The following is a 26,432-nucleotide window of genomic DNA, read 5'->3' as shown; positions in this document are numbered from 1 at the left end:
AACGGTAATTCTCATTATTTACCCATATGCTTACAAATAACAATCGCTGGAATCGGCGACAGCGGCTGACATCGCTGCTGTTGCTCGGGGTTTTGTCGCAAACGGCCTGGGCAGGCAACGGGGAAGAGCTTGGCGCGTATCCGCCGCAAGGCGTGGGTTTGGTGCTGGGCGGCGGCGGCGCGCGCGGTTTCGCCCACCTGGGGGTGCTGAAGGAACTGGAGCGTTTGCGGATTCCCATCGCCTGTATCGCGGGGACCAGCGCCGGCGCCCTGATTGGTGGTATTTATGCAAATGGCTTGCCTTTGGCGCAGATGGAGCACGAGTTTGACGCCGCCGATTGGGACGCCTTGCTCTCCGGCAAGCCGACGCGGGCGGACGTGCCCTACGATCGCAAGCGCGACGATTACAAGAACTATCTGGACGTTACCTTCGGCTTGAAGAAGGACGGTCTGAAAGTGCCGCGCAGCGCGATCAATTCGCAGGAAATCGAGCTGTACATCCACAAGCTGACGCGTGATCGCGTGGTGGGCAGTTTTGATCAGTTGCCGATCCCGTTTCGCGCGGTGGCTACCGACTTGGCCACCGGTGAACCGGTGGTGTTCGCGCAGGGCTCGCTGGCGCGCGCGCTGCGCGCCAGCATGGCGGTGCCGGGCTTGTTCGACCTGATAGAAGACGACGATGGCCGCCTGCTGGTGGACGGCGGCCTGGCGCGCAATCTGCCGATTCAGGATGTCAAAGGCCGCTGCGCCGATCGGGTGATCGTCGTCGACGTGTCCACGCCGCTGATGAAGGCGAAAGAGATCAACAGCCTGTTCGATGTGGTGGCGCAGACTTCCAATCTGATGGTCAGCCGCAACGCCAAGGAGCAGTTGCGGAAGCTGGATAAGCGCGATCTGGTGATCAAGCCGGATTTGAGCGGTTATACCGCGGCCTCTTTTAGCGAACACCAGGCAATCACCCAGCGCGGCGAGGGGGCGGCCAAGGCTCTGGCCAAGCAGCTGTCGGCCTATTCGGTGTCGGAAGAAGAGTACGCGGCGTGGAAGCGCCGCTTGGAGCGGCCGCACTTCCCCTTGATCGACAAGATTCAGGTGGAAGGCAAGCCCGGCCAGTTCACCAAGCCGGAGCAACTGGCCAAATCGCTGGCTTTCTCCTCGGTGGTGGAGCCGATCAGCAGCGCTCAGACCCGTCTGCGCGGCGTGTTCGCCGGCGGCGACTACGACCGGCTGACCTACCGCGTGGACAGTGTGTCCGGCCGCAATGTGATGACGGTGTCGCCGCTGGAGCGCAGCATCGGCCCGAACTTTCTGCGCTTCGGCCTGAATCTGAGCAGCGCGACGCCGGGCGAGAGCAATTTCAACTTTTTGGCTTCGCATGAATGGCGCAACGCCAATAGCGCCGGCGGCGCCTGGCGCAACGATGTGTCCATCGGCCAGAACAAGCTGTTCAAGACCGAGTGGTACCAGCCGCTGTACGAGGGCAGCCCGGTGTTCGGCGCGGCGTCCTTTGGGTATCGACAGGATTTTTTGTCGATTTATAACGCGGACCATTCGTTAAATACGGAGTGGAACAATGATGTGGGCAGCGTGCGTCTGGATGGCGGCGTGGCCTTGGGGCGTTACGGCGAGTGGCGGATTGGCGCGTACCGGGACGATAATCACTTCGGCTCGCGGGTATCTTGGTTTCCTGGCTTGGTGCCGTCAAACTTTCGGGATACCGGGGTGGGCACCAGCTTGGTGGTGGATCAGTTCGACAATCCGCGCTGGCCGCGCTCTGGCTACTTCTTTAGTGGCCGGTTGACCAAGAGCATTCCATCCTGGGGCAGCGATGTCAATCTGACCAACTACGATACGACCATGGAGTATGTCAAGACTCTGGGCAGTGTGACGATGCGCTTGACCGCCAAGAACAAGGGCGCTTTGAATCTCGACGACAGAGAGGATGCCCAGACCTTGCCCAGATCGCTGGGCGGCTTCTTGAATCTGAGCGGTTATCAGGACTCCGAACTGATTGGCGATCGCTCGTCCCTTTTCCGCTCGATGCTGTATTGGCGAGCGTCCAGCCTGCCGTCGGCGATTGGCTCCGGCGTTTACGCCGGTATCTCGATGGAGCTGGGCAAGATTTGGGGCCGAGTGCGAGCTGAAGACCTCTCGTCGCACGATACTAACTGGATTCCCGCCGGATCGGTCTTCCTCGCCGCGGACACCATCATCGGGCCGTTCTTCCTTGGCGTTGGCACCGCCAAGGGCGGCAAACCCACCGCCTATCTGTATCTGGGGTCCGACTACTGAGTCGATTGTGGCTTGGGCCTGAGGCTCATCAAACTAAAAACGCTATATGGCAGCCGCCATATAGCGTTTTGTTTTTATTGACCTGGTGGGGGCGAACGGCTGCTCCAGCCCACGCTTATCGATCTTTCGGACGGTTGAATTTTAAGTTCTTGTATTTTCTGTTGTTGATATGTGACGTAAAAATACAAACGTTTGAATAATTCTGGTGTTTTGGACCGCTTTCTCCTATTACCAATCTTGGGCATGCAAATAAGAGCAAATACTCAGCCCGCATTGATCAACTAGAGGAGAAACACCATGAAGAAGTTGTTACACGGAGCATTGCTGTGTCTGGGCCTGCTGTTGCCCCTGTCCGCCGCCCACGCCGCCGGCGGCTATACCCAGACGCGCTACCCCATCGTGCTGGTGCATGGCTTGTTCGGTTTCGGTCAGTTGTTGGGAGTGGATTATTTTTATCAAGTGCCGGCGGCCTTGCGCGCCGACGGCGCGCAGGTGTTCGTGGCCGAGGTGTCCGCGCTGAACAGCAATGAGGCGCGCGGCGAGCAGTTGCTGCAGCAGGTGCAAAAAATCATCGCCATCACCGGCGCCGCCAAGGTCAATCTGATCGGCCATAGCCAGGGCGCGCCCACGGCGCGCTACGTGGCCGGGGTGCGGCCGGACCTGGTAGCTTCGGTCACCTCGGTGGGCGGGGTCAACAAGGGGTCGGCGGTGGCCGACATCGTGCGCGGCGTCGCGCCTCCGGGATCGGTGTCCGAGGCGGTGGCGTCCGCGGTGGCCAAGGCCTTGACCGCGGTGATGCAGTTCTTCGCCGGCACCACCGGACAGCCGCAATATCCGGTGGGCGCCTTGGATTCCCTGACCACGGCGGGAGCCTCCGCCTTCAGCGCCAAATTCCCGCAAGGGGTGCCGACCAGCGCTTGCGGCGAGGGCGATTATCAGGTCAACGGCATCCGCTACTATTCATGGACCGGTTCGGCCACCGTCACCAATGTGCTGGATCCGCTGTCGGTGCCGATGGGCGTGCTGGGCTTGGCCTTCGGCTCCACGCCCACCGATGGCCTGGTCAGCGCCTGCTCCGCGCATCTGGGTCAGGTGATCCGCGATAACTACCGGATGAACCACGTCAACGAGATCAATCAGAGCTTTGGTCTGGTCAGCCTGTTCGAGGTCAGCCCGGTGAGCTTGTACCGGCAGCAGGCCAATCGCCTGAAGAACACGGGTCTGTGATGCTGCGGGCCTGGATGGGGTGGGGCTGCGCGCTGCTGCTGGCCGCGCTGGGCTGGCTGTGCGTGCCCGGAGCCGACGACGCGGCGGCGCAAACCGGAGTCGCCGCGCCGGCGGCGGCGCCGTCCTTGCGCGGCACCCAGGCGGATGGCCGGGCGCGCGTGGAGGCGAGCGGGGCGCTGAGAGTGGACGCGGAGCTGCGGCGCTTGTTCGATTACCAGTTGGCGGCGCTGGGGGAGCGGGACTTGCCGGCGGTGCGCAAGGCGGTGCAGCAGGCCTTGCAATCGCAATTGGGCGCCGCGGCCTTGGGGCAGGCTTTGGCCTTGTTCGACCGTTACGTCGCCTATCGGCGAGCCTTGAGCGAGACCAAGCTGGCGGCGGGAAACGCGGCCGAGGGTTTGCAGCGGATGAGGGCGCTGCGTCTGCAATTCCTGTCCGCAAGCGAGGTGGCGGGCTTGTTTGGCGATGAGGACGTCTACGACGACTTCACCGTCCAGCGGCTGCGCATCGCCGCCGACGCCGGTTTGAGCGCGGAGCAGAAGGCGGCTAGGCTCAAGGCCTTGGAGGCGGCTTTGCCGGCCGAGCTGCGCGCGGCGCGGCAGGAGCCGGTCAAACATCTGGCGCTGGCGGAGGCGGAGGCGGCTTTGAGGAAGAAGGGCGGCGGCGAGCAGGAGTTGTACGCCTTGCGCGCCGGCATGGTGGGGCAGGCCGCCGCCGACCGTTTGTCGCAGCTGGACCGCGAACAGGCTCAGTGGCAGGCGCGCATAGACGGCTACCGACGGGAGGCGCAGCGCTTGCGGGCGGCGCCCGGCCTGGACGCCGCGCAAAGACAGCAGGCGCTGACCGCCTTGCGCGCGCAACGCTTCAATGCGCAGGAGCAATTGCGGCTGGACGCTTTCCTCCCGCCGCAATAGCCGGCAATGTTTTAGTGGTCCGTCGGGTTTCGAAACAGCCGGGAGAGTCCTTCTCCCGGCTCTTTTTCGCGCATGAAGGCTTCGCCCACTAGGAAGGTGTGCACCTCGTGGCTGCGCATCAGCCTCACGTCGTCGACGGTGGCGATGCCACTTTCGGTGATGGCGATGCGGCCGTTCTCGATTTGCGGCAGCAGCTTCAGCGTGGTGGCCAGGCTGACTTCGAAGCTGCGCAGATTGCGGTTGTTGACGCCGATCAGCTCGGTTTGGAGTTGCAGCGCCTGTTCCAGTTCCTCGGCGTCGTGCACCTCGGCCAGCACCGCCATGCCCAGTTCCATCGCCAAGGCCTCCAGTTCGCGCATCAGCGGCAGTTCCAGCGCGGCGGCGATCAGCAGAATGCAATCGGCCCCCATCGCGCGGGCTTCGTATACCTGGTAGGGGTCGACGATGAAGTCCTTGCGCAGCACCGGCAGCCGGCAGGCGGCGCGGGCGGCCTGCAGATAGGCGGCGTCGCCCTGGAAATACTGGCGGTCGGTCAGCACCGACAGGCAGGCCGCGCCGTGTTCGGCGTAGCTGGCGGCGATGTCGGCCGGATGGAAGTCCTCGCGGATCACGCCCTTGCTCGGGCTGGCTTTTTTGATCTCGGCGATGACCGCGGCCTGGCCCAGCGCGTGTTTGGCGCGCAGCGCGGCGACAAAATCGCGACGATCGCCGCTGCGCGCTTCCGCGGCGGCGCGGACCGCGCTCAGCGATTGCTGGCGCAAGGCGGCGGCGATTTCTTCACGCTTGGTGGCGATGATGGTGTTGAGTATGTCTGACATGCTTGGGTCTGCAATCCGGGCGAATCGAAAGAAACGACCATCATGCAGGAACTGCCGTGGCCTTGACAAGCCGCGGCGCTCAGGGCCGGCCAGCTTGCTCCTGCCGGCGCGGCACCTCGACGATGCGCGGCGCGTGGCCGGTCAGCTCCAGGAAGCGCATCAGCTCCGCCATCGGCAGCGCCAGCGTGCTGGTATTGACCAGGGGATGGCAGAGGATGGCGTCCCGGCGGCTCAAGTCCTGATCGACGACGATGGCGACCTGGCGGTCGCGGTCGTTGAAGGCGGCCAATAGCGTCACCGCGCCCGGCGTCAGGCCCAGATAACGCTGCAGGCGCTCCGGCGAGGCGAAGCGCAGGCCTTTGAGCTCCAGTTGCTCGCCCAGAGCCTTGATGTCGACGCCGGCGTCGGCTGGCACCGCCAGCAACACGTGCTGGCGGCCCTTGGCGTCGCACAGAAACAGGTTTTTGCATTCCGCGCCGGGCAGACCCGGCGTCAGGCGCGCGGCTTCTTCGCAGGTATAGACCGGCGGGTGGTCGAAGCGCTGATGGCGGATCTGGTGCTGATCGAGAAAGTCGTACAGAGCGTGTTCCATCGCCTCAGGCTAGCATGGCGACGCGGGGGGCTCAATGGTCGCGCCAGCGGTCTTCGAACACCAGTTGCTCCAGCGGCTGGCGGCTGGCCCACTTTTCCTGTTCCAGCATCGGTTGGGCGTAGAACTCGGAGACATGGCCGAGGCAGAGCACGGCGATGGGCTTGGCGCCTTCCGGCATGCCCAGCAGCGCGGAGAGCGCGACGGGGTCGAACAGTGACACCCAGCCCATGCCCAGGCCTTCGGCGCGCGCCGCCAGCCACAGGTTCTGGATGGCGCAGGCCACCGAGGCCAGATCCATCTCCGGCAAGGTGCGGCGGCCGAACACATGGCGTTCGCGGCCGTCCATCAGGGCGGCCACCAGCACCTCGCCGCAGTCGCGGATGCCTTCCACTTTCAGGCGCAGGAATTCCGCCTGGCGCTCGCCCAGTTGATCCGCGGTGCGCAAGCGCTCCGCGTCCACCAGCGCGCCTATTTTTTCGCGCAGGCCGCGGTCCGCGATGCGGATGAAGCGCCAGGGCTGCATATAGCCGACGCTGGGCGCGTGGTGGGCGGCTTCCAAGAGGCGGCGCAGCAGCGCCGGGTCCACCGGGTCCGGCAGAAAATGGCGCATATCGCGCCGCTGCTCTATCACCCGGTAAATGGCGGCGATGTCTTGATCGGGGTAACGGTGCATGGCGGGCCTTTCTTTAGATGCTGTTCAAGTCTGCGGCGCTCCAGCTCGCCAGCCTTTGAACAGGCTCTGACAAACAGATGCGGGGATTATTCAGTGTCGGAGGATAGCGGCTTTGTCACAGCTGGCAAATAGCATGGCGGCGCTTGCAGGCGGACTCATGACTTCGGTCAAGCGATTCAGCGGATTAGACGCTTTTGGCATGAGTTTCCCACATGACGCGGCGCATGCGGGCGTGATAAAGTGGACAGTCTGAATTCCAACGTCGCCGCGCCTGGCGCGGCGCGTTCGGCCATAGCCCGAACCGCTATCGCATCTTGATGATTTAGAGGACTTTCCGTGACCCGAATTGCAGAACTAGAACCCAAAGTCGTCTGGGAGCACTTCCAGACCCTGTGTGAAATCCCGCGTCCGTCCAAGCATGAGCAGCAATTGCGCGACTACCTGAAAGGCTGGGCGGAACTGCGCGGCCTGGACACCGTGGTGGACGAGGTGGGCAACCTGATTATTCGCAAGCCGGCGACCCCGGGCTACGAAAACCGCGTCGGCGTGGTGCTGCAAGGCCATCTGGACATGGTGTGCCAGGCCAACACCGGCACCGAGCACGACTTCTTCAAAGACCCGATCCGCCCGACGCTGCAAGACGGCTGGCTGGTGGCGGAAAACACCACGCTGGGCGCCGACAACGGCATAGGCGTAGCGCTGGGCATGGCGGTGCTCAATAGCGAGGAGGTGCCGCACGGCCCGATCGAGGTGCTCTTGACGCTGGACGAGGAAGCCGGCATGGGCGGCGCGCTGGGTCTGGGCACCGGCCTGCTGCAAGGCCAGTACCTGATCAATATCGATACCGAGGAGTGGGGCGAGTTCTATATGGGCTGCGCCGGCGGCGTGGACGTCAACGTCAGCCGCGGCTACGCGAGCGAGACGCTGCCCGCCGGTTACCAGGCCGCCAGCCTGGTGATCAAGGGGCTGCGCGGCGGCCATTCCGGCGCCGACATCCACCTGGGACGCGGCAACGCCAACAAGATTCTGATCCGCCTGATCCGCGAACTGGAAGCGGAAACCGATCTGCGCGTGGCCTCGTTCAAGGGCGGCACCGCGCGCAACGCCTTGTCGCGCGAGGCTTTCGCCGCCGTGGCCTTCCCGGCCGCCGACGCGGCCAAGGTGGCGGCCAAGCTGGACGCCTTCCAAAGCCTGCTGCGTTTCGAACTGGCCGGCGTCGACGAAGGCGTCACCGTGGTGCAGGAGCGGATTGAGCTGGACAAGGTACTGGCGCGCGCCGACCAAGGCGCCATCTTCGCCGCGCTGCACGCGGCGCCGCATGGCGTCAAGCGCATGAGCCAGCGCGTCGAGGGCGTGGTGGAAACTTCCAACAATCTGGGCGTGGTGGTGCTGGAGGACGGCAAGCTGTTCGCCAACCTGATGGTGCGCTCCTTGCTGGATTCCGGCACCTGGATGCTGGCGCGCGAAGTGGAAAGCCTGTTCTTGCTGGCTGGCTGCCAGGTGGGCATGGAAGGCGGCTACCCGGGCTGGGCGCCGAATCCGCAATCCAAGCTGCTGGCCTTGTTCCAGCGGGTTTACGCCAGCGAATTCGGCGGCGAGGCCGAGGTGCAGGTGATCCACGCCGGCCTGGAGTGCGGCATCCTGGGCTCCAAGTATCCGGGCATGGACATGGTGTCCTTCGGCCCCAATATCCGCGGCGCGCACGCGCCGGGCGAGCGCGTGGAAGTGGAGTCGGTGGGCAAGGCCTGGCATTTGCTGAAGGCGGTGCTGGCCGCGGTGCCCGCGCGCTAAATCGCGATCCTCGACGGTTTGAAGCGAACACCGGCCGGCGCCAGCGCTGGCCGGTTTTGTTTTTGCCGTCCTGGTTTTGCCCTATGATCACAACTGATCACGACAGCCGCGCCGCTGTTAGTCCTTGTTCAAAGTCCGCCGCGTAGCGCGAGACGGATGGTAAAGGGGCGTTGAAAACCCGCTCATCGCTTTTTCAGCCGCAAGGCCTTGCCTCGCCCTGGTGCGCGAGATTTTGAACAGGCTCATCTTTCGCATGGAGACAAGCGATGAACGATTCCATCAAGCGATTATTGCTGACCGGCGGCCTGATCGTGTCGCTGGCCATGGGCATACGCCATGGCTTCGGCTTTTTCATGCCGCCGATGACCCAGGCCTTCGGCTGGAGCCGGGAAGCCTTCGCCTTCGCGCTGGGCCTGCAAAACCTGGTCTGGGGCCTGGCGCAGCCCTTCGCCGGCGCGCTGGCGGATAGGCACGGCTCCGGCAAGGTGTTGCTGGGCGGCGCCTTGCTTTACGTCGCCGGCCTGGCTTTGATGACGGTCTCAGGCACGCCCTTGCTGTTTTCTCTGTCGGCCGGCGTGCTGCTCGGCCTGGCCTTGTCCTGTGTCACCTACAGCGTGATTTTCGGTGTGGTGGCGCGCAGCGTGCCGCCGGCCTATCGCTCGCGGGCGATGGGCATCGTCGCGGCGGCAGGCTCTTTCGGCCAGTTCGCGATGATTCCGGTGGAGCAGGGCTTGATCGACGGCCTGGGCTGGTTGCCGGCGCTATTGATCCTGGCCGGCTGCGCGGCCTTGATGCTGCCGCTGTCCGGCTGGCTGGCGCGCGAGGACCGGCCGGCGCAAAGCGCTGCGAGCGCGCATTTGTTGCGCAGCATGGCCGATACCTTCGCCGCCGCCTGGGCCGAGCGCGGCTTCCGCCTCTTGATGGCCGGTTATTTCGTCTGCGGCTTCCAGGTGGTGTTCATCGGCGTGCATTTGCCGGCCTATCTGCGCGACCACGGCCTGGGCGGCGGCGTCGCCAGCCTGGCGCTGGCCTTGATCGGCCTGTTCAACATCTTCGGCACCATGGCCTTTGGCGAACTGGGCAGCCGCTGGTCCAAGCCCGGCCTGCTCAGTTTCATTTACCTGGCGCGCAGCGTGGTGATCGCGGTCTTCCTTCTGCTGCCGCTCAGCGGCGTTTCGGTGGCGGTGTTCGCCGCGGCGATGGGCTTTCTGTGGCTGTCCACGGTGCCGCTGACCAATGGGGTGATCGCCGGCATGTTTGGCGTGCGTCATCTGGGCATGTTGTCCGGCGCGGTGTTTTTCTCGCATCAGGTGGGCAGCTTCCTGGGGGTGTGGCTGGGCGGGGCGCTTTACGATCTGCTCGGCAACTACGATCTGGTGTGGATGCTGGCGATAGCGCTGGGCTTGCTGGCCGCCGCCGCCAATCTGCCGGTGCGGGAAACCCCGTCGGCCAGTTTCGCCAAGGAGGACGCGTGAGAACCTGGTTGTTTTCCATCGGCGCGGTCTTGCTGCTGGCCTGGCTGACCGGGATGTATCTGCGCGCGGATTTCGTGGTGGATCTGGCCAACCGGGTGTGGACCTGCTTTGGCTAGGAAGCGGTTCAAGGTCCGCGGCGTTTCGGCGATACGGTGTTGAGAGCGTCTTTGGAATGCCGGCGCACTCCGCTTTCTCCGTCGTTTTCGCCTTGTCTCGCTCTAGCTCGCAAGATCGTAAACACGTTCTAAGCGCGGGCCGGTCTCTTGGGTTTTCTCGCGACAAAGGCTTGCGAGCCTGGCTCATCTCGCGGAAACTGAGTGTTTAGAGACGCGCTCGCGGCCAAGCCGGGCGGCGCGTCTTCACAGGATGTGTGCAATAGAGAAAGACTGGAAGCCGTGTCGGAACATTTACTTAAACAGCACCGCGACGCCATCGACAACATCGATGTGGAAATCCTCAATCTGCTGAACCAGCGCGCCACCCATGCGCGCGAAATCGGCGAGATCAAGGGCGGCGGCATCATTTATCGGCCCGAGCGCGAGGCGCAGGTGCTGCGCCGCGTCAAAGAACTGAATCCCGGCCCCTTGCCGGGCGAGTCGGTGGCGCGCTTGTTCCGCGAGGTGATGTCCGAATGCCTGGCGCTGGAAAAGCCCTTGTCCATCGCCTATCTGGGGCCGGAAGGCACGTTCAGCCAGCTGGCCACGCTCAAGCATTTCGGCCACGCGGCGCGCACCGTGGCCTGTAGCTCGATCGACGAGGCCTTCCGCCTGGTGGAGTCGCGCGGCCTGGATTACGTGGTGGCGCCGGTGGAAAACTCCACCGAAGGCGCGGTGGGCCGCACGTTGGACCTGATGGTGACCAGCCCGCTGAAGATTTGCGGCGAAGTGGTGCTGCGCATCCATCACCATTTGCTGCGCAAGGTGGAGGGCCTGGACGGCATCCGCCGCGTGTACGCCCACGCCCAGGCGCTGGCGCAGTGTCACGAGTGGCTGAACAAGAATCTGCCGGAGGCGGTGGAGCGGGTGTCGGTGGCCAGCAACGCCGAAGCGGCGCGCCTGGCGGCCGAAGACGAGGGCGCGGCGGCGATCGCCGGTCAGGCCGCGGCCGAGCGCTACGCTTTGCTGAAGCTGGCGTCCAATATCGAGGACGAGCCCAACAACACCACTCGTTTCCTGGTGCTGGGGCTGCAGGACGTGGGCGTGACCGGTCAGGACAAGACTTCGGTCGTGGTGTCCGCGCCCAACCGCCCAGGCGCGGTGCACCATCTGCTGGCGCCCATCGCCGGCAATGGCGTGTCCATGAGCAAGTTCGAGTCGCGGCCTTCGCGGGCCGGGCTGTGGGACTATGTGTTCTTCATCGATATGGAGGGGCATAGAGACGATGCCAATGTGCGCCAGGCCTTGGCCGGCCTCGCCGAGTGCACTTCCTTCGTCAAGGTATTGGGTTCTTATCCGCTCGCGGTGCTTTGAGCGCCGGAGGGGGATGCAAGCGGGCCGCGCAGCGGCCCGTTGTGTTTTTGACGCTGATGTTTCAATAGGGGAAAAATAAAAATGAAAGCCATCTGTCTGTTTTGCGGCTCCAATAAGGGCGCCAAGCCCGAATACGAAGCGGCCGCGCGCGATTTTGGCCGCACCTTGGCCGAGCAGGGCGTGACCCTGGTTTACGGCGCCGGCAAGGTCGGCCTGATGGGCGTGGCGGCGGACGCCGCGCTGGCGGCCGGCGGCAAGGTCGTCGGCGTGATTCCGGAGTTTCTCAAGGCCAAGGAAGTGGCGCATACCGGCCTGACGGAGATTCATGTCACCGAAACCATGCATCAGCGCAAGGCGCTGATGGCGGAGTTGTCCGACGGCTTCATCGCCTTGCCGGGCGGCTTCGGCACCTTCGACGAATTGTTCGAGATCCTGACCTGGGGCCAGCTGTCCTTGCACGGCAAGCCGGTAGGCCTGCTCGACGCCGCCGGCTATTACCAGCCCTTGCACCGGATGATGGAGCACGCGGTGGCCGAAGGCTTCGCCCGCCCCGGCAATATGGACCTGTTCCGCATCAGCGAGGACCTGCCCACGCTGCTGACGGAGATGCGCGCCTACCGGCCGCAAGAGGTGGCCAAGTGGCTGGACCTGGCCAAGGCCTGAGCCAGCGCTGAAACCGAGATGCGCGCAAGGGAAACGGCGGCGCTGGGCTGGCGCCGGCTGAAACGGGTGTTGACCTGGCCGCCGGCCTTGCTGGCGGCCTTGATCATCCTGTTCGAGGAATACGCTTGGGACGAGTTGTCCGCGGCGCTGGGACGCTTGGCGACCTGGCCGCCGCTGGCGGCGCTGGAGCGGCGCATCGCCGCCTTGCCGCCGTGGGCGGCCTTGGCGATGTTCGCGTTGCCGGCCGCCTTGCTGCTGCCGGTCAAGCTGGCGGCGCTGTTCCTGATCGGACGCGGCCACGCGCTGCTGGGCTTGCTGATCATTCTGCTGGCCAAGCTGGGCGGCACCGCGCTGGCGGCGCGGCTGTTTGCGCTGACCCGGCCGGCGCTGATGCGGGTGGCCTGGTTCCTGCGGCTGTATAATGGCTTCGTTTACTGGCGCGGGCGCATTTTCGAACGCTTGCATGCTTCGGCGCCGTGGCGGCTGGCGCATGCGCTGGCCGGCTTTTTCCGGCGCGGCGCGCAGCGTCCGTCGTTCTGGTCGCGGCTGGGACGGCGTTTGGCCCGGCGCTGGCGGCGATGAAGGGTTTTGAACGGGGTAGCGGATGATCATCATCATGAACCGGCTGGCGCCGGAAAGCGAAGTGGCGGCCGTGGTGGCCAAGATCCGCGGGGCGGGACTCAGCGAGCATGTGTCGCGCGGCGCGGAACGCACCATCATCGGCGCGGTGGGCGACGAGCGCAGCCTGTCGCCGGAAATGTTTGAATCCATGCCTGGCGTGGAGCGGGCGATGCGAGTGGTGCGGGAATACCGCATCGTGTCGCGGGAAACCCATCCGCAGAACAGCGTAGTGCAGGCGCGAGGCCTGGCTTTCGGCGGCGAGGCCTTGCAGGTGATCGCCGGTCCGTCGGCCGTGGAGTCGGCGTCGCAAATCGCTCAGGCCGCGACCGCGGCGCGGGCCGCCGGCTGCCGGCTGCTGCACGGCGGGGTGTTCAAGCAGCATCCCAGCCCTTACGGTTTCCAGGGCTTGGGCGTGGAGGGCATCGAGCAGTTGATCGCCGCCGGCCGCGCTGAAGGTTTGCCGGTGGTGTCCGAATTGGCCGACGTGCGCATGCTGGACGTGTTTCTGGAGCAGGGCGTGGACATCATCCAGATCGGCTCGCGCAGCATGCAGAACGTGGAGTTGTTGAAGGAAGTGGGGCGTTTGAACAAACCGGTCATCCTCAAGCGCGGCGTCGCCGCGACCTTGGGCGACTGGCTGATGGCGGCCGAATACATCGCCGCCGGCGGCAACCACAACATCGTGTTCTGCGAGCGCGGCATTCGCAGCTTCGAGCCGGCCTACCGCGCCACGCTGGACGTCAGCGCGATTCCCCTGCTCAAGCGCGAGACCCATTTGCCGGTGATCGTCGATCCCAGCCACGCCGCCGGCAAAGCCTGGCTGGTGCCCGCTCTGGCCAAGGCGGCCCTGGCCGCCGGCGCGGACGGCTTGCTGCTGGACATGCATCCGCAGCCGGAAACCGCCTTGTGCGAGGCCGATCAGGCCTTGACGCCGGAAGGGCTGGCCGCCCTGATGGCGGAATTGCGGCCCTTGGCGGCGGCCTTGGGGCGTAGCCTGTAATCCGCTTTAGAAGCGCCGACGCATGAAAAAAGCCGCGGTTACGCGGCTTTGCTCTTTTCGCGGAGGCGGGTCGTCACACTTTGTGGCGTTCGCACAGCGCCTGGAAGGCGCCCATATACTGATCCTGCACATAGGGCTTGAGCAGGGCCAGCACCTGCAGCACGCCGCGGTGGCCGGATTCCTCGGTGATCGGCGCCTTGGGGCGCGCGGTCTGTTCAAAGGCGAACCAGAACTTTACCACCAGCCAGATATTGATGCTGACCGGTTCGATGTCTTCCTCGTCCATTTCCAGCAGGCCCAGGCGGATGAATTCGCGAAAGTGCTCGGCCAGGATGTTTTTCAGCTCGGTGTTGACGAACTGGTGGTACTCCGACTGCATCTGAGGGTTGCGCGCCAGCATGCCCGGCAGGTCGTAGAACATGAAGCGGAACTGCCACATCGCCAGGAAGGCGGTGTCCAGGTAGTTGACCAGATCGTCCACCGTCATTTCGCGGTTTTCCGGCACCGCCAAACGCTGGTTGATGAACTCGCGGTACATCAGGAAGATCTGGTAGACGATTTCTTCCTTGTTGCGGAAGTGGTAGTACAGATTGCCCGGACTGATGCCCAGATGCGCGGCGATGTGATTGGTGGTGATGCTGCGCTCGCCCTGTTCGTTGAACAGCTTGAGGCTCTCCTGGATGATGCGGTCGTAGGTTTTGATTCTGTTTTTGCTCATGATGCGCTTGGGCTGTTCAATGACATTCGCGATGCGCCATTCTAACGCAAATTTGGAGTTCTTGCTCTAATTATTTGCGCGCGATACGCCGTCGCTTCAGGCCTGGGCGGCGTCGTTCTGCTCCGGAAAGCATTGCGCCAGAAAACTGTGCAGGATGGTTTGTTCGATACGATGCCGGTCTCGGGCCGGAATGGCGATGCGCAAGATCAACTGATAGCGTTTTTCATCCACCGGCTGCAAGGCGATGCGCGGCTCCACCGACGGAATGTCCACCAGATTGCGTTTGGCCATGTCTTCCATGTGCTGACGCGCCACTTCCAGGTGGGGCTGGCAGGATTCTTCCGCCGCCGCCATCAAGAGGCGTTCGGCGCGGATGGGCGGCACGGTGTAGGCCATGGGCACGTTGACGATGTGCATCACATAGTCGCCCATATAGTTTTCGCGGATCACCGGCGTGGACAGCAGCAGGCTGTTGGGGAAGGTCAGCGCGCGCCCGGTCATCTGGTGCGAGCTGTGATTGGGTCCGATCTCCATCACCGTGGTGGACAGCAGGCCGATGTCCACCACCCGGCCGCGCACCGCGCCCACTTCGATGTGGTCGCCCAGGCTGTAGCTGTTGGAGGTCTGGCGCACCAGGCCGCCGGACAGGCACATGATCAGTTCCTTGGTGGCCAGGATCAGCGCGGCGGCGAAGGCCAGCATCGACACCGCGATGGTTTGCAGCTCGCTGGCCCAGATCAGGCCGATGCCCGCCAGGCCGGAGATGAACAGGATGTTGCGGGTGTTCACCGACCAGCGCCGTTTCGACTCGATCGCTATGCTGTTGTTGGCCGCCAGCAGCCGGTCCATCACCAGGCGGATGATCAGCAGGGCGGCGATCAGGATCAGCGAGCGCGCTATCTCGTGCGAGTAGTTGTCGCGCAGATAGCCTATCAAGTCGAATAGGGTGGCCTTGGGCTCCATGTCGGGCGTCGGTTTCAGCTTCAGTCGTTGAGTTTGACCGCGTGTTCGCGGGTTTCGTGGAATACGATGTCCGGCCAGCGTTCCTGGGTCAGTTGCAGGTTGACGCGGTTGGGGGCCAGGTAGGCGAGGTTGCCGCCGGCGTCGGTGGCGATGTTGATCTGCAGCGCTTTGACGAATTCGTCCAGCTTTTTGCGGTCCTCGCAGCTGAACCAGCGCGCGGACCAGATGCTGGCGGATTCGAACATCGCGTCCACGCCGTATTCGGCGGCCAGGCGCGAGGCCACCACTTCAAACTGCAGCACGCCCACCGCGCCCAGAATCAGGTCGCCGCCGCTGTGCGGCTTGAATACTTGCACCGCGCCTTCCTCGCCCAGTTGCTGCAAGCCTTTCTGCAACTGTTTCAGCTTCAAAGGGTTTTTGATGCGCACGCCACGAAACAGTTCCGGCGCGAAGAAGGGAATGCCGGTAAAGGTCAGTTCCTCGCCTTCGGAGAAGCTGTCGCCGATCTGGATATTGCCGTGGTTGGGGATGCCGATGATGTCGCCGGCAAACGCTTCTTCTACGATCTCGCGGTCGTGAGACATGAAGGTCACCACGCTGGAGGCGGCGATGTCGCGGTTCAGGCGCAGATGCTTCATCTTCATGCCGCGCTCGAACTGGCCGGAACACACGCGCAGGAAGGCGATGCGGTCGCGGTGCTTGGGATCCATATTGGCCTGGATCTTGAACACGAAGCCGGAGAACTTGCCTTCGGTGGGCGCGACATCGCGCACGGTGGCGTCCCGCAGCTGCGGCGCCGGCGCCCAGTTGATCAGCGCGTCCAGGATTTCGCGCACGCCGAAGTTGTTGATGGCGGAGCCGAAGAACACCGGCGTCAGTTCGCCGGCCAGGAACTGGTCCAGATTCCACTCGTTGGACGCGCCCTTGACCAGCTCGATCTCCATGCGCAGTTGTTCCATTTCCAGCGGGAACAGCTGGTCCAGGCGGGGATTGTCTATGCCCTTGATCACTTCCACGTCGGTGATCAGTTTTTCCGCGCCCGGTTCGAACAGGATGACTTCATCGTTCAACAGGCTGTAAACGCCGCGGAAAGCCTTGCCCATGCCGATGGGCCAGGTGATGGGCGCGCAGCGGATCTTCAGCACGTTTTCCACCTCGTCCAGCAGCTCCAGGCTGTCGCGCACCTCGCGGTCGTATTTGTTCATGAAGGTGACGATGGGCGTGCTGCGCAGGCGGCAGACGTTCAGCAGCTTGATGGTCTGCTCCTCCACGCCCTTGGCCGCGTCTATCACCATCAGGGCGCTGTCCACCGCCGTCAGCACGCGGTAGGTGTCTTCGGAGAAGTCCTGGTGGCCCGGGGTGTCCAGCAGGTTGACGGTGTGGTCGCGGTATTCGAACTGCATCACCGAGGACGCCACCGAGATGCCGCGCTGCTTCTCGATCTCCATCCAGTCGGAGGTGGCGAACTTGCCGCCTTTCTTGCCCTTGACGGTGCCGGCCATCTGGATGGCGCCGGAGAACAGCAGCAGCTTTTCGGTCAGCGTGGTCTTACCGGCGTCAGGGTGGGAAATGATGGCGAAGGTGCGGCGGTGGGACACTTCTTCGGCGATGCGGGCGAGTTCGGCGGACATGGGGATGCTTGTATTGGAATTCGATAAAGCCGGCTATTTTACCGGACTTGCCTTAAGGTGGAAGTTTTATGTTAATATTGAGAATGATTATCATTAATATAACAAAACCGTGATGCCTGGCTGCTACCTTTTCTCGTCTTGCCCCGATTCCATTTCCCCCGCTCAAAATCCGCCGCGTTTCCGCCCCAAGGCGCTCGTGCTCAGCCTGGCTTGCCTAGCCGCGCCCGGCGTCTGGGCCGCCGAGGCGCCGGCGCGCCTGGACACCGTCCACGTCACCGCCGACGGTCCGCAGGCGCGGGTGGGCAGCAATAAGCTGGACCGCGAAGAAATCGAGCGGCCGCAAGCCCGTTCGCTGGCCGAAGTGCTGGACGCTCTGCCCGGCGTCAACGCCGGCGGCTCGCAGCGCCCCGGAGGGCAGACCATCAATGTCTGGGGCTTCGAGTCGGTCGAGCATGTGCAAGTGACCCTGGACGGCGCGCCGCAAGGTTTCGAGAAATATCAGCAGGGCAGCTCTTTCATTGATCCGGAATTGTTGGGTTCGGTGGAGGTGCTGAAGGGGGGGCATTCGCCGTTCTACGGCAATGGCGCCTTTGGCGCCGTGGTCAAGGCGGAAACCAAGACCGTGGCGGAGTTGCTGCAGCCGGGCAAATCGGTGGGCGGCTTCGCCAAGTTGATGTATCAGGACAACGGCAATCAGTTCGGCCAGTCGCTGGCCGCCTACGCCGGCGGTCCGGGCAGCAAGGCCGACATCCTGGCCTATATGACGCGCTCGCGTGCCGGTAATGGTAAGTTGGGCGACGGCTCCAGTATGATGTTTTCCGGCAACGATCTCGAGGGCGGCATGCTGAAACTGGCTTGGCGCCCGGTGTCTGGTCATCGGCTGCGTCTGGGCTGGACGCGTCAGGAGGAGGAGCGGCGCACGCCGTGGGCGGCCAAGCGCGGCGATATTCCCGCGCCGAGCGAGAGTGAAATACAAAAATACGGTTTTGAAGGTGCCTGGCTGCGTAAATCCGTCTGGCGTGAGCAGGAAAACGAGACGGTGAGCGCGGACTGGACTTTTGTCAGCGATTCGCCGTGGCTGGATCTACAGCTGAGTTACGCCCAGTCGCGGCGTTATCAGCACGATACCCGGCCGCCGACGGCCAGTATTTATGCTTTCTCCTCGCAATATGGAAACGAAAGTTGGGTGACTCAGCGCGACCGGCGTCTGGAGTTGCGCAATATCGCCCGCTTTGGTTCCGGTTGGGCAAGCCAGGAAGTCACCGTGGGCGTCAGCTGGGCGCACAAAACGCTGGACGCCTTGTTCTATCGCCCGGACAAGGTGAAGGATCCGGCTTACAACTACGGCTATTTGAATCCGCGCTACCAACCGCCGGGCGAAGAAACCGTGCGCTCCGCCTACTGGGTGCATCAATGGCAGCCCTTGGCCGGCCTGACGCTGACGCCTTCGCTGCGCTACGACCATGTGTGGATACAGGGGCGGGAAAACCTGGCTTCCGCGTATAACGACCCAACTCTGGGGCATGACTACAGCGGTCTGGCCTATTCTGGCTGGTCGCCGCGGCTGGGCGCGCGTTGGAATTTCAGGCCTGGATGGACGCTGGATGCCGCCTATAGCCGCACCTGGCGTGCGCCGGGTGTGGATGAGGTTTATGACACTCAGGCCGAGGGTAGCAAGACCACGGCCAGTAGCCGCCAGTTGCGACCGGAGACGCTGAATGCGTTCAAACTGGGTCTGGAGTATGAACGCGGCAATGTGTTGGCGTCCGGAGATAGTCTATCCGCGGCGCTGACCTGGTACCGTCAAACTGTCAAGAGCGATATTGCGCAGCGGCTGGGGAAAAATCGGGGTGACGGGCCGGGCTGGCCGCTGCCGCCTGGAGCGGGTCTTTACCGCAATATGCCCGGCTACGTGATCCAGGGCTTCGAATTGGAGGGGCGCTATCAGGCCGGCGGATGGTTCGGCAGCTTGTCCTTGTCTTCCACTAAGGGGGATCGGAATCACAGTCTGCTGGATCCTTGGGGCAAGGACGAGCCCATCACCAATATTCCGCCGCGCAAGGCGGTGGCCAATCTCGGCTATCGCTGGAACAAGATCGGCCTGTCCTTGAGCGGGCAGGGCAAGTTTGTGCGCAAGCAGGATCGGGTGTTGCACGATAGTGCCTTCATTTATCCGGCGCAGCATGGCTACTCGCTGTATGGTCTGTTCCTTGGCTGGCAGCCGCAGGGCCGGCTCAAGGGCTTTGAGGCGCGGCTGGCGGTGGACAATCTGTTCAATACTCAATACACCCCCTATCTGACCGAGGGCGCCGAGGGCATGGGGCGCGCGATCCGCACCAGCGTGTCCTGGCGTTTCTAAATGCCGGGAAAAAGCTTGAGTCCGATTTAAGACCAGGAGGGGCCGCGCGCCCCTCCTTGCGTTACAATGGCGCTCCGAATCCCTAGCAAAGGAGCGTCTTCGTGTTTACCGGTATCGTCCAAGGGGTGGCGGAAGTGATCGCCATCACGGAGAAGCAGGACTTCCGCACTCATACGCTGCGCTTGCCCGACGCGCTGTTGCCCGGTCTGGAACTGGGCGCCTCGGTGGCCCACAACGGCTGCTGCCTTACCGTCACCGCCATCAACGGCGATCAAGTTTCTTTCGACCTGATGCGCGAAACCCTGCGCGTCACCAATCTTGGCCTGCTGCAAGCGGGCGATCTGGTCAATATCGAGCGCGCCGCGCGTTTCGGCGATGAAATCGGCGGCCACGCAATGTCCGGCCATATCTTGTGCCTGGCCAAGGTGTCCCGAGTGATCGATCTGCCCAATAATCGCACCGTTTGGTTCGAATTGCCGGCGGAACACATCAAATACGTGTTCGCCAAGGGCTATATCGGTATTGACGGCATCAGCCTGACCATAGGCGAGGTGACGGACAACCGTTTCTGCGTGCATCTGATTCCGGAAACCCTGGAGCGCACCATCATCAAGTCGCGCAAAGTGGGCGATCTGATCAATATCGAAGTGGACCCGCAAACCCAGGCCATCGTGGAAACGGTGGAACGGGTGCTGGCCCAGCGCGGAGCCGCTGAGTGAACAGAGCCGGCCGGCGCGTGCTGGCCTCCTGGAGCGGCGGCAAGGACTCTTGCCTGGCCTTGTGGCGCGCGGTGAGCGCCGGCGCCAGCCCGCAGGTCTTGCTGACCATGATGGACGAGGATGGCCGGCGCTCGCGCTCGCATGGGGTGCGTCCGGAAGTGCTGGCGCTGCAAGCCGCGGCGCTGGGCCTGCCCTTGCGGGTGGGCCGTGCGAGCTGGGACGGTTATGAGGCCGAGTTCATCGCCCGGCTGGAAGAGGCGCGCGCCGACGGCTGCGAGGCCGCGGTGTTCGGCGACATCGATCTGGACGCCCATCGCGAGTGGGAGGAGAAGGTTTGCGCCGCCGCCGGCCTGCAAGCTTGGCTGCCACTGTGGCAGCAGCCGCGCGCCGAGCTGGTGCGCGAACTCATCGACGCGGGCTTCCAAGCCCGCATCGTGGTGGTGAACACCCGGCTGGCGAGCGAAGAGTGGCTGGGTCGCGAGTTGAGCCGCGAGGTGGTGGACCGGATGTTGGCGGAAGGTTTGGACCCTTGCGCCGAGGCCGGCGAGTTTCACACATTGGTGACGGACGGGCCCTTGTTCGCGCGGCCCTTGCGTTTGCGCGACGGCGACATCCATCGCCATGGAGATTATGTCAGTCTGGACCTGTTGCCCGGCTGAGAAGCTGTTCAAAGTCTGTTGCGCTTCGCGAGGGCGCGGCACGGCGAGTAGCGCTGCAGAATGCCGATGCGCCGTATACGCTCTTCAGTTGTTTTCGCCTTGGCCCGCGAGACTTTGAACAGGTACTGATAATGAATTCAGGCGGGCGGCGGCCCGCGCCAAAAACAAGTGCTTACGAAGGAAGACGGTATGACTATTTCCCCGATTCAGGACGTTATCGCCGACATCAAGGCCGGCAAGATGGTGGTGCTGGTGGACGCCGAAGACCGCGAGAACGAAGGCGATCTGGTGATGGCGGCGGAGTTCGTCACCCCGGAGGCGATCAACTTCATGGCCAAGCACGGCCGCGGGCTGATCTGTCTGACCTTGACCGAGGAGCGTTGTCAGCAATTGAACCTGCCGCTGATGGTCAGCAATAACGGCACCCCGTACAGCACCAACTTCACCGTGTCCATCGAAGCTGCCGAAGGCGTGACCACCGGCATTTCCGCCGCGGACCGCGCTCGCACCGTGCAGGCCGCGGTGGCGCGGCTAGCCAAGCCGGCGGACCTGGTGCAGCCGGGCCACATCTTCCCGCTGAAAGCGCAAAAAGGCGGCGTGCTGATCCGCGCCGGCCACACCGAGGCCGGTTGCGATCTGGCGATGCTGGCCGGCCTGGAGCCGGCTGGCGTGATCTGCGAAATCATGAACGACGACGGCACCATGGCGCGCTTGCCGGAGCTGGTGGAGTTCGCCGGCGAGCACGGTTTGAAGGTGGGCACCATCGCCGACCTGATCCAGTACCGCAGCCGCACCGAATCGCTGGTGGAAAAAGTGGGTCAGCGGCCGGTGGATACGCCGTTCGGCGCATTCGAGCTGCACGTGTTCCGCGACATCACCACCCGCGCCACCCATCTGGCCCTGGTCAAGGGCGAGATCCAGGCGCAGCGCGAAACCCTGGTGCGCGTGCACGAGCCCTTGTCGGTGATCGACGTGCTGGCGCCCTTGTGCAGCCAGCACTCCTGGACCGTGCCCAATGCCTTGGAAATGATCGAGGAGGCCGGTCACGGCGTGGTGGTGCTCTTGTATCGCGACGAAACCGGCGAGGCGCTGGCGCAGCGCGCGCTGGGCCAGGAGCAGCAGAAGCAGCGTTGGGACAGCAAGACCTTCGGCATCGGCGCGCAAATGCTCAAGGCGCTGGGCGTAGGCAAGATGAAGCTGATGACCGCTCCGGTCAGCCTGCCGTCCATGACCGGCTTCGACCTGGAAGTGACCGGCTTTTGCCAGCCGAGCGCCTTCCACGTGGATGAAGAATGAGCGGCTGCGCAATGGCTAAGGCCCGGGGATTGAGGTAGAATCTCCGGTTTTCCGTAGTGATTCCGCCGCGAGGAACAAGATGCTTCAAGCTATCCAGCGTATAGAACCCGATCTGACGGGCAAGGGCCTGAAAATCGGCGTTGTGATGTCGCGTTTCAACACCCCGGTTTGCGAAGGCTTGCGCGACGCCTGCTTGGGCGAGCTGGCCCGGCTGGGCGTGGCCGCCGAGGACGTGACCCTGGCCACGGTGCCGGGCGCGCTGGAAGCGCCGCTGGTGTTGCAGACCATGGCCAAGAGCGGCCGCTTCGACGCGCTGGTGGCGCTGGGAGCGGTGATCCGCGGCGAAACCTACCATTTCGAACTGGTGTCGAACGAATCCGGCGCGGGCGTGACCCGCGTCGGCCTGGACTTCGACATCCCGATCGCCAACGCGATTCTGACCACCGAAACCGACGAGCAGGCCGAAGTGCGCATGGAAGTCAAAGGCCGCGAGGCCGCTGCCGTGGCGGTGGAGATGGCGAATCTGCGCAAGCGCATCCAGCGCGGCTGATCGGCTCCCGCCAAGATACCGGAGCCGGGCGTGCCCGGCTCTCCGCTCTTTACAAGGAACCTCTATGAAAACCGCTCGCCGCCGCGCCCGCGAATTTGCCATCCAAGGCATTTACGAATGGGAGCTGAACCCGGATCGTCCGGCCTCCCTGATCGAAAAGCATCTGCGCGAGAATGAATACTTCGCCAAGGCCGATGAAGCCCTGTTCCGCGAAATCCTGTACGGCGTGCTGAAAGACGTGGGCGCGCTGTCCAAGCAGATCGGCCACTATTACGAACGCGCCGAAGACGAAGTCAGCCCGGTGGAACGCGCCGTGCTGTTGATGGCCGCGCTGGAACTGACCCAGCATCCGGAAACCCCGTATCCGGTGATCATCAACGAAGCCATTGAAATCACCAAGACCTTCGGCGGCACCGACGGTCATAAGTTCGTCAACGGCGTGCTGGACAAGCTGGCCGCCGAAGTGCGCGCCGACGAAGTGGCGTCGCAGAAGGCGCGTCGTCAGAACTAAGGCCTTGTCGCCGGCGCCGTCAGACCAGAACACACCCGCTGCCGCGGGTGTTTTCATATCGGCCGGGCAGAAAGATCGTGATGAATGAATTTGAATTGATCCGCCGTTATTTCACGCGGCCGGCCGGCGGCGCGGTCCTGGGCGTCGGCGACGACGCCGCCATCCTGCGGCCGACGCCGGGCTGCGATCTGCATGTCTCGGTGGACATGCTGGTGGAAGGGCGGCATTTTTTCGCCGACGTCGCGCCGGAGGCCTTGGGCCATAAGACGCTGGCGGTGAACTTGTCCGATATGGCGGCAATGGGCGCCGCGCCGCGCTGGGTGGTGCTGTCGCTGGCCTTGCCGGCGATGGACGAGGCCTGGGCCGCCGGGTTTTCCCAAGGATTCTTCGCATTGGCGGAGCGTTACGGCGTTGACGTGATAGGCGGCGACACCACGCGCGGCCCCTTGACGCTGTCGGTGACCGTGGGCGGGGAGACGCCGGGCGGTCAGGCGCTGCGCCGCGCCGCCGCCCGCGCGGGCGACGATGTCTGGGTCAGCGGCGAGCTGGGTCTGGGCGCGATGGCGGTGCGTAGCCGGCTGGGCAAGCTCGCGCCCTTGCCGGACGGTTTGCGCGAGGCGGCCTGGCGCAAGCTGGAATACCCGGAGCCGCGCATTGCCCTGGGGCGGGCTTTGCTGCCCTTGGCGCACGCCGCCGCCGACGTGTCCGACGGTCTGCTGTCGGATCTCGGCCATATCGCCGCCGCCTCCCGGGTGGGCGCGGAAGTCTGGGCCGAGGCCTTGCCGTCCCACCCGCTGGCGGAGACCGCGCGCGGGCAATGGCTGGATTGCCTGGCTGCGGGCGGCGACGATTACGAACTGGTATTCACCGCGCCGGCCGAGCGCCGGGCGCAGATCGAGGCCTGCGCCGCGACGGCGGGCTGCCGTCTCAGCCGCATCGGCCGCATCGTTGCCGGCCAGGGCGTCAGCCTGCTGGACGGCGAGGGCAACATCATTCAACTGGAAAGCACCGGCTATGACCATTTCAAATGAGACCGAAACCCTGAAACTGCAGCCGGACTGGCGCTTCGTCCTGAGCCATCCCGCCCATTTCCTGGCCTTTGGCTTCGGCAGCGGCCTGGCGCGCAAGGCGCCCGGCACCTGGGGCACGGTGGCCGCCTATCCCTTGTTCTTTGTGCTGAACGCGCTGGGGGTGCAGGGACTGGCGCTGGCGGCGCTGTGCCTGCCGCTGTTCATCGCCGGGATCTGGATCTGCGGCTACAGCGGCCGGGCGCTGGGCGTGCACGATTACGGCGGCATCGTCTGGGACGAGATCGTCGCCATGCTGCTGGTGCTGGCCTTCGCGCCGGCCACGCCCTTGGCCTGGTTGCTGGCCTTTGTCTTGTTCCGCTTTTTCGACATTCTCAAGCCCTGGCCTATCCGCTGGCTGGACCGTCATGTGGGCGGCGGTTTCGGCGTGATGGTGGACGATTTGCTGGCGGCCTTGTTCGCGCTGGCGGTGCAGTGGGGCATTTGGCGCCTGCTGTAAGAACGGGTTCAAGGTCCGCTGCGTTCGCCGGGCGGGTCTGGCCGGTTTCAAGTCAAACGCGTACCATGCGGAACTTTTTGATGTCCTTGTTCTAAGGTGCCGCGGCGAAGCGGCCTGAGCGGGCGAGAATGGACTTGGGGGGATTGGGCATGCGTTGGGATGGGAACCGGGAAAGCGATAATGTGGAAGACCGCCGCGGCGAACGCGGTGGGGGCGGCGGCGGGGCGTTCGGCATCGGCGCGGTCTTGATCGGCCTGGTGGCCTGGCTGGTGTTCGACGTCAATCCGATAACGGTGATCAATCTGATCAGCGAGATGGAGCCGGCGGCCGAACAGCAGGCGCCAGCCAGGGCCAGCGCGGCGGACGACCGCGACGCCAAGTTCATCCGCGTGATGCTGGCGGATACCGAGGATGTGTGGCAGCCCTTGTTCGAAGCTCAGGGCCAGCGTTACCGGCCGCCCAAGCTGGTGATGTTCAGCGGGGCGACGCCCACGGCCTGCGGTCGAGGCGACGCGGCCATCGGTCCGTTCTACTGTCCCGGGGACGAGAAAATCTACATCGATCTGTCTTTCTTCCAGACCCTGGGCCGTGAATTGGGCGCGCCGGGCGAGTTTGCCCAAGCTTATGTAATTGCGCATGAAGTCGGACATCATGTCCAGCATCAGCTTGGCATTTCCGCGAAGGTGGACGAAGAGATGGCGCGCAGCGACGAGCGGCGCGCCAACGCTTTGTCGGTGCGTCAGGAGCTGCAGGCGGACTGCCTGGCAGGGGTGTGGGGACGTCATGCGGACCAGGCGAGACGAATTCTGGAGCAGGGCGATCTGGAGACGGCGCTGAACGCCGCGGCCAGGATAGGCGACGACGCCTTACAGCGTTCGGCCGGCCGCGAAGTGGTGCCGGACTCCTTCACTCACGGCAGCGGCGAGCAGCGGGTGCGCTGGTTCCGCCGCGGCTTCGACAGCGGCGACATAGCGCAGTGCGATACCTTCCGCGCGCGGCGGCTGTAACAGCGACTCAGTGGGGAAATGAAAAATGGGGCCAACGGCCCCATTTTTCATGCTTGTCGCGGAGCTAGCGCACCACCACGGTGCAGGTGGTGCCAGCCACCAGCAGCTGCCCGGCCGGCAGCGCGTCCAGCTCGATGCGCACCGGCACCCGCTGCGCCAGCCGCACCCAGTTGAAAGTGGGATTGACGTCAGCCAGCAGTTCGCGGCCGGTGCCGGCGTCGCGGTCGGTGATGCCGCGGGCGATGCTGGCGACGCGGCCGCTCAGGGTCGGGCCGCCGCTGAGCAGGGTGATCTCCACCTTGGCGCCGGGTTTGAGCATCGGCAGCTTGGTTTCCTCGAAATAGCCTTCCACGCGATAGGAGTTGCGGTCTATCAGCGCCAGCTTGGGCGCGCCGACGGCGGCGAAGTCGCCGGCATGGACATTGAGATTGGTCACATAGCCGTCCACCGGGGCGCGCACCACGGTGCGTTCCAGATTGAGCCGGGCCAGATCGCGCGCCGCCAGCGCCGCCTGGTATTGGGAGCCGGCCGCGGCGGCGGCGAAGGCCGCGGTTTCGCGGTTTTCGGCGGACACCACGGCGCTGTCCAGGCCGTCGCGACGCGCCGCCTCCTTGCCGCGGCGGTTTTTCTCGGTGCGCTGCCCCTCCAGCGCGGCCTCGGCCTGGGTCAGCGCCGCCGCGTAGCGGCTGCGGTCGACGACGAAGAGCACGTCGCCCTTGCGCACCGGCTGGTTGTCCTTGACCGCTACCTGGGTCACCAGGCCGGCCACGTCGGCGGAGAGCGTGATCACGTCGGCGCGCACGCGCCCGTCGCGGGTCCACGGCGAGTGCATGTAGTGGTCCCACAGCGCCTTGCCCAGCCAGACGGCGAGCGCCAGCAGTAGCAAGGTGATCAGGTAGCGGATGAGAGTGTTGATTCGCATATTGATTATCCGGAAGGGTGTTCGGGGTGGGCCGGAGGCGTA

Annotated in this window: 25 protein-coding genes; 18 read left to right on the top strand and 7 right to left on the bottom strand. The window is 64.2% G+C overall.

The window, feature by feature from the left end; genetic code table 11:
- Positions 1 to 152: 152 nt before the first annotated feature.
- The 3 genes from ACODSD_RS06825 (at position 153) to ACODSD_RS06815 (ending at position 4,426) form a co-directional block, all read left to right on the top strand.
- The gene (locus ACODSD_RS06825; RefSeq protein ID WP_235088465.1) at positions 153 to 2,288 is read left to right on the top strand and encodes a patatin-like phospholipase family protein; all 2,136 of its coding nucleotides are present in this window, start codon (positions 153 to 155) and stop codon (positions 2,286 to 2,288) included.
- A 297-nt stretch (positions 2,289 to 2,585) separates the two neighbouring features.
- Positions 2,586 to 3,515, top strand: coding sequence for an esterase/lipase family protein (locus tag ACODSD_RS06820; protein ID WP_107798874.1), 930 nt, complete (start codon positions 2,586 to 2,588; stop codon positions 3,513 to 3,515).
- Positions 3,515 to 4,426: a lipase secretion chaperone gene (locus tag ACODSD_RS06815; RefSeq protein WP_488877017.1), complete on the top strand. Its 912-nt coding sequence runs from the start codon at positions 3,515 to 3,517 to the stop codon at positions 4,424 to 4,426. The genes ACODSD_RS06820 and ACODSD_RS06815 overlap by 1 nt, the downstream gene beginning before the upstream one ends.
- A gap of 11 nt (positions 4,427 to 4,437) precedes the next feature.
- On the opposite strand, the gene trpC is transcribed toward ACODSD_RS06815, so the two are convergent.
- The 3 genes from trpC to bluB form a co-directional block, all read right to left on the bottom strand.
- Positions 4,438 to 5,244 carry an indole-3-glycerol phosphate synthase TrpC gene (gene trpC / locus ACODSD_RS06810; RefSeq protein ID WP_488877016.1) on the bottom strand — a complete coding sequence of 269 codons (807 nt, stop codon included), beginning with the start codon at positions 5,242 to 5,244 and terminating at the stop codon, positions 4,438 to 4,440.
- 79 nt (positions 5,245 to 5,323) lie between these two features.
- Complete coding sequence (locus ACODSD_RS06805; RefSeq protein ID WP_253313640.1) at positions 5,324 to 5,836, bottom strand: prolyl-tRNA synthetase associated domain-containing protein; 513 nt, start codon at positions 5,834 to 5,836, stop codon at positions 5,324 to 5,326.
- Positions 5,837 to 5,867: 31 nt separating this feature from the next.
- Positions 5,868 to 6,509 carry a 5,6-dimethylbenzimidazole synthase gene (gene bluB, locus ACODSD_RS06800; protein WP_107798878.1) on the bottom strand — a complete coding sequence of 214 codons (642 nt, stop codon included), beginning with the start codon at positions 6,507 to 6,509 and terminating at the stop codon, positions 5,868 to 5,870.
- A gap of 336 nt (positions 6,510 to 6,845) precedes the next feature.
- Here bluB and ACODSD_RS06795 point away from each other — a divergent pair, with 336 nt between their 5' ends.
- The 6 genes from ACODSD_RS06795 to aroF all read left to right on the top strand — a co-directional run bounded on the left by ACODSD_RS06795 (position 6,846) and on the right by aroF (position 13,528).
- Positions 6,846 to 8,300 carry an aminoacyl-histidine dipeptidase gene (locus ACODSD_RS06795; RefSeq protein WP_488877015.1) on the top strand — a complete coding sequence of 485 codons (1,455 nt, stop codon included), beginning with the start codon at positions 6,846 to 6,848 and terminating at the stop codon, positions 8,298 to 8,300.
- A gap of 266 nt (positions 8,301 to 8,566) precedes the next feature.
- Positions 8,567 to 9,775, top strand: a complete 1,209-nt coding sequence (locus ACODSD_RS06790) for an MFS transporter (protein WP_166451425.1) — start codon at positions 8,567 to 8,569, stop codon at positions 9,773 to 9,775.
- A gap of 395 nt (positions 9,776 to 10,170) precedes the next feature.
- Positions 10,171 to 11,244 carry a prephenate dehydratase gene (gene pheA, locus ACODSD_RS06785; RefSeq protein WP_227103307.1) on the top strand — a complete coding sequence of 358 codons (1,074 nt, stop codon included), beginning with the start codon at positions 10,171 to 10,173 and terminating at the stop codon, positions 11,242 to 11,244.
- Between the two features lie 81 nt (positions 11,245 to 11,325).
- On the top strand, positions 11,326 to 11,907 hold the full coding sequence (locus tag ACODSD_RS06780; RefSeq protein WP_227103306.1) for an LOG family protein: 582 nt from the start codon (positions 11,326 to 11,328) through the stop codon (positions 11,905 to 11,907).
- 18 nt (positions 11,908 to 11,925) lie between these two features.
- Entirely contained in the window at positions 11,926 to 12,489 is a 564-nt protein-coding gene (locus tag ACODSD_RS06775; protein WP_199225839.1) for a hypothetical protein, read from the top strand.
- 22 nt (positions 12,490 to 12,511) lie between these two features.
- Complete coding sequence (gene aroF / locus ACODSD_RS06770) at positions 12,512 to 13,528, top strand: 3-deoxy-7-phosphoheptulonate synthase (protein ID WP_488877014.1); 1,017 nt, start codon at positions 12,512 to 12,514, stop codon at positions 13,526 to 13,528.
- Between the two features lie 73 nt (positions 13,529 to 13,601).
- Here aroF and ACODSD_RS06765 read toward each other — a convergent pair whose 3' ends face one another.
- From ACODSD_RS06765 to ACODSD_RS06755, 3 genes are all read right to left on the bottom strand, one after another.
- Positions 13,602 to 14,246 carry a TetR/AcrR family transcriptional regulator gene (locus ACODSD_RS06765; protein WP_107798884.1) on the bottom strand — a complete coding sequence of 215 codons (645 nt, stop codon included), beginning with the start codon at positions 14,244 to 14,246 and terminating at the stop codon, positions 13,602 to 13,604.
- Positions 14,247 to 14,342: 96 nt separating this feature from the next.
- Positions 14,343 to 15,209 carry a mechanosensitive ion channel domain-containing protein gene (locus tag ACODSD_RS06760; protein ID WP_227103302.1) on the bottom strand — a complete coding sequence of 289 codons (867 nt, stop codon included), beginning with the start codon at positions 15,207 to 15,209 and terminating at the stop codon, positions 14,343 to 14,345.
- A gap of 20 nt (positions 15,210 to 15,229) precedes the next feature.
- Positions 15,230 to 16,840, bottom strand: coding sequence for a peptide chain release factor 3 (locus tag ACODSD_RS06755; protein ID WP_227103300.1), 1,611 nt, complete (start codon positions 16,838 to 16,840; stop codon positions 15,230 to 15,232).
- A gap of 196 nt (positions 16,841 to 17,036) precedes the next feature.
- Between ACODSD_RS06755 and ACODSD_RS06750 the strand changes: the two genes are divergently transcribed.
- The 9 genes from ACODSD_RS06750 to ypfJ all read left to right on the top strand — a co-directional run bounded on the left by ACODSD_RS06750 (position 17,037) and on the right by ypfJ (position 25,468).
- Positions 17,037 to 19,199 (top strand): TonB-dependent receptor domain-containing protein, encoded by a 2,163-nt coding sequence (locus ACODSD_RS06750; protein WP_488877013.1) that lies wholly within the window; start codon positions 17,037 to 17,039, stop codon positions 19,197 to 19,199.
- 101 nt (positions 19,200 to 19,300) lie between these two features.
- Positions 19,301 to 19,918 (top strand): riboflavin synthase subunit alpha, encoded by a 618-nt coding sequence (locus ACODSD_RS06745; protein WP_107798888.1) that lies wholly within the window; start codon positions 19,301 to 19,303, stop codon positions 19,916 to 19,918.
- A complete protein-coding gene (locus ACODSD_RS06740; RefSeq protein WP_488877012.1) occupies positions 19,915 to 20,577 on the top strand; it encodes a Dph6-related ATP pyrophosphatase in 663 nt (220 codons plus the stop codon). The genes ACODSD_RS06745 and ACODSD_RS06740 overlap by 4 nt, the downstream gene beginning before the upstream one ends.
- Before the next feature lie 189 nt (positions 20,578 to 20,766).
- Complete coding sequence (ribBA, locus tag ACODSD_RS06735; RefSeq protein ID WP_486637270.1) at positions 20,767 to 21,873, top strand: bifunctional 3,4-dihydroxy-2-butanone-4-phosphate synthase/GTP cyclohydrolase II; 1,107 nt, start codon at positions 20,767 to 20,769, stop codon at positions 21,871 to 21,873.
- A gap of 79 nt (positions 21,874 to 21,952) precedes the next feature.
- Positions 21,953 to 22,423: a 6,7-dimethyl-8-ribityllumazine synthase gene (gene ribH, locus ACODSD_RS06730; RefSeq protein WP_081547190.1), complete on the top strand. Its 471-nt coding sequence runs from the start codon at positions 21,953 to 21,955 to the stop codon at positions 22,421 to 22,423.
- A 64-nt stretch (positions 22,424 to 22,487) separates the two neighbouring features.
- On the top strand, positions 22,488 to 22,934 hold the full coding sequence (gene nusB, locus ACODSD_RS06725; protein ID WP_081547192.1) for a transcription antitermination factor NusB: 447 nt from the start codon (positions 22,488 to 22,490) through the stop codon (positions 22,932 to 22,934).
- Positions 22,935 to 23,014: 80 nt separating this feature from the next.
- Positions 23,015 to 23,965, top strand: a complete 951-nt coding sequence (thiL, locus tag ACODSD_RS06720) for a thiamine-phosphate kinase (RefSeq protein WP_488877011.1) — start codon at positions 23,015 to 23,017, stop codon at positions 23,963 to 23,965.
- A complete protein-coding gene (locus ACODSD_RS06715) occupies positions 23,949 to 24,461 on the top strand; it encodes a phosphatidylglycerophosphatase A family protein (RefSeq protein WP_107798892.1) in 513 nt (170 codons plus the stop codon). The genes thiL and ACODSD_RS06715 overlap by 17 nt, the downstream gene beginning before the upstream one ends.
- Positions 24,462 to 24,610: 149 nt before the next feature.
- Positions 24,611 to 25,468 carry a KPN_02809 family neutral zinc metallopeptidase gene (gene ypfJ / locus ACODSD_RS06710; RefSeq protein WP_488877010.1) on the top strand — a complete coding sequence of 286 codons (858 nt, stop codon included), beginning with the start codon at positions 24,611 to 24,613 and terminating at the stop codon, positions 25,466 to 25,468.
- Between the two features lie 64 nt (positions 25,469 to 25,532).
- On the opposite strand, the gene ACODSD_RS06705 is transcribed toward ypfJ, so the two are convergent.
- Positions 25,533 to 26,390, bottom strand: a complete 858-nt coding sequence (locus tag ACODSD_RS06705) for an efflux RND transporter periplasmic adaptor subunit (RefSeq protein WP_253313649.1) — start codon at positions 26,388 to 26,390, stop codon at positions 25,533 to 25,535.
- Positions 26,391 to 26,432 lie beyond the last annotated feature (42 nt).

This window comes from Chromobacterium sp. FG22 (genome assembly GCF_057809415.1).
Note: the sequence above shows the minus strand (reverse complement) of the source record. Positions and strands in the feature narration are given on the sequence as shown.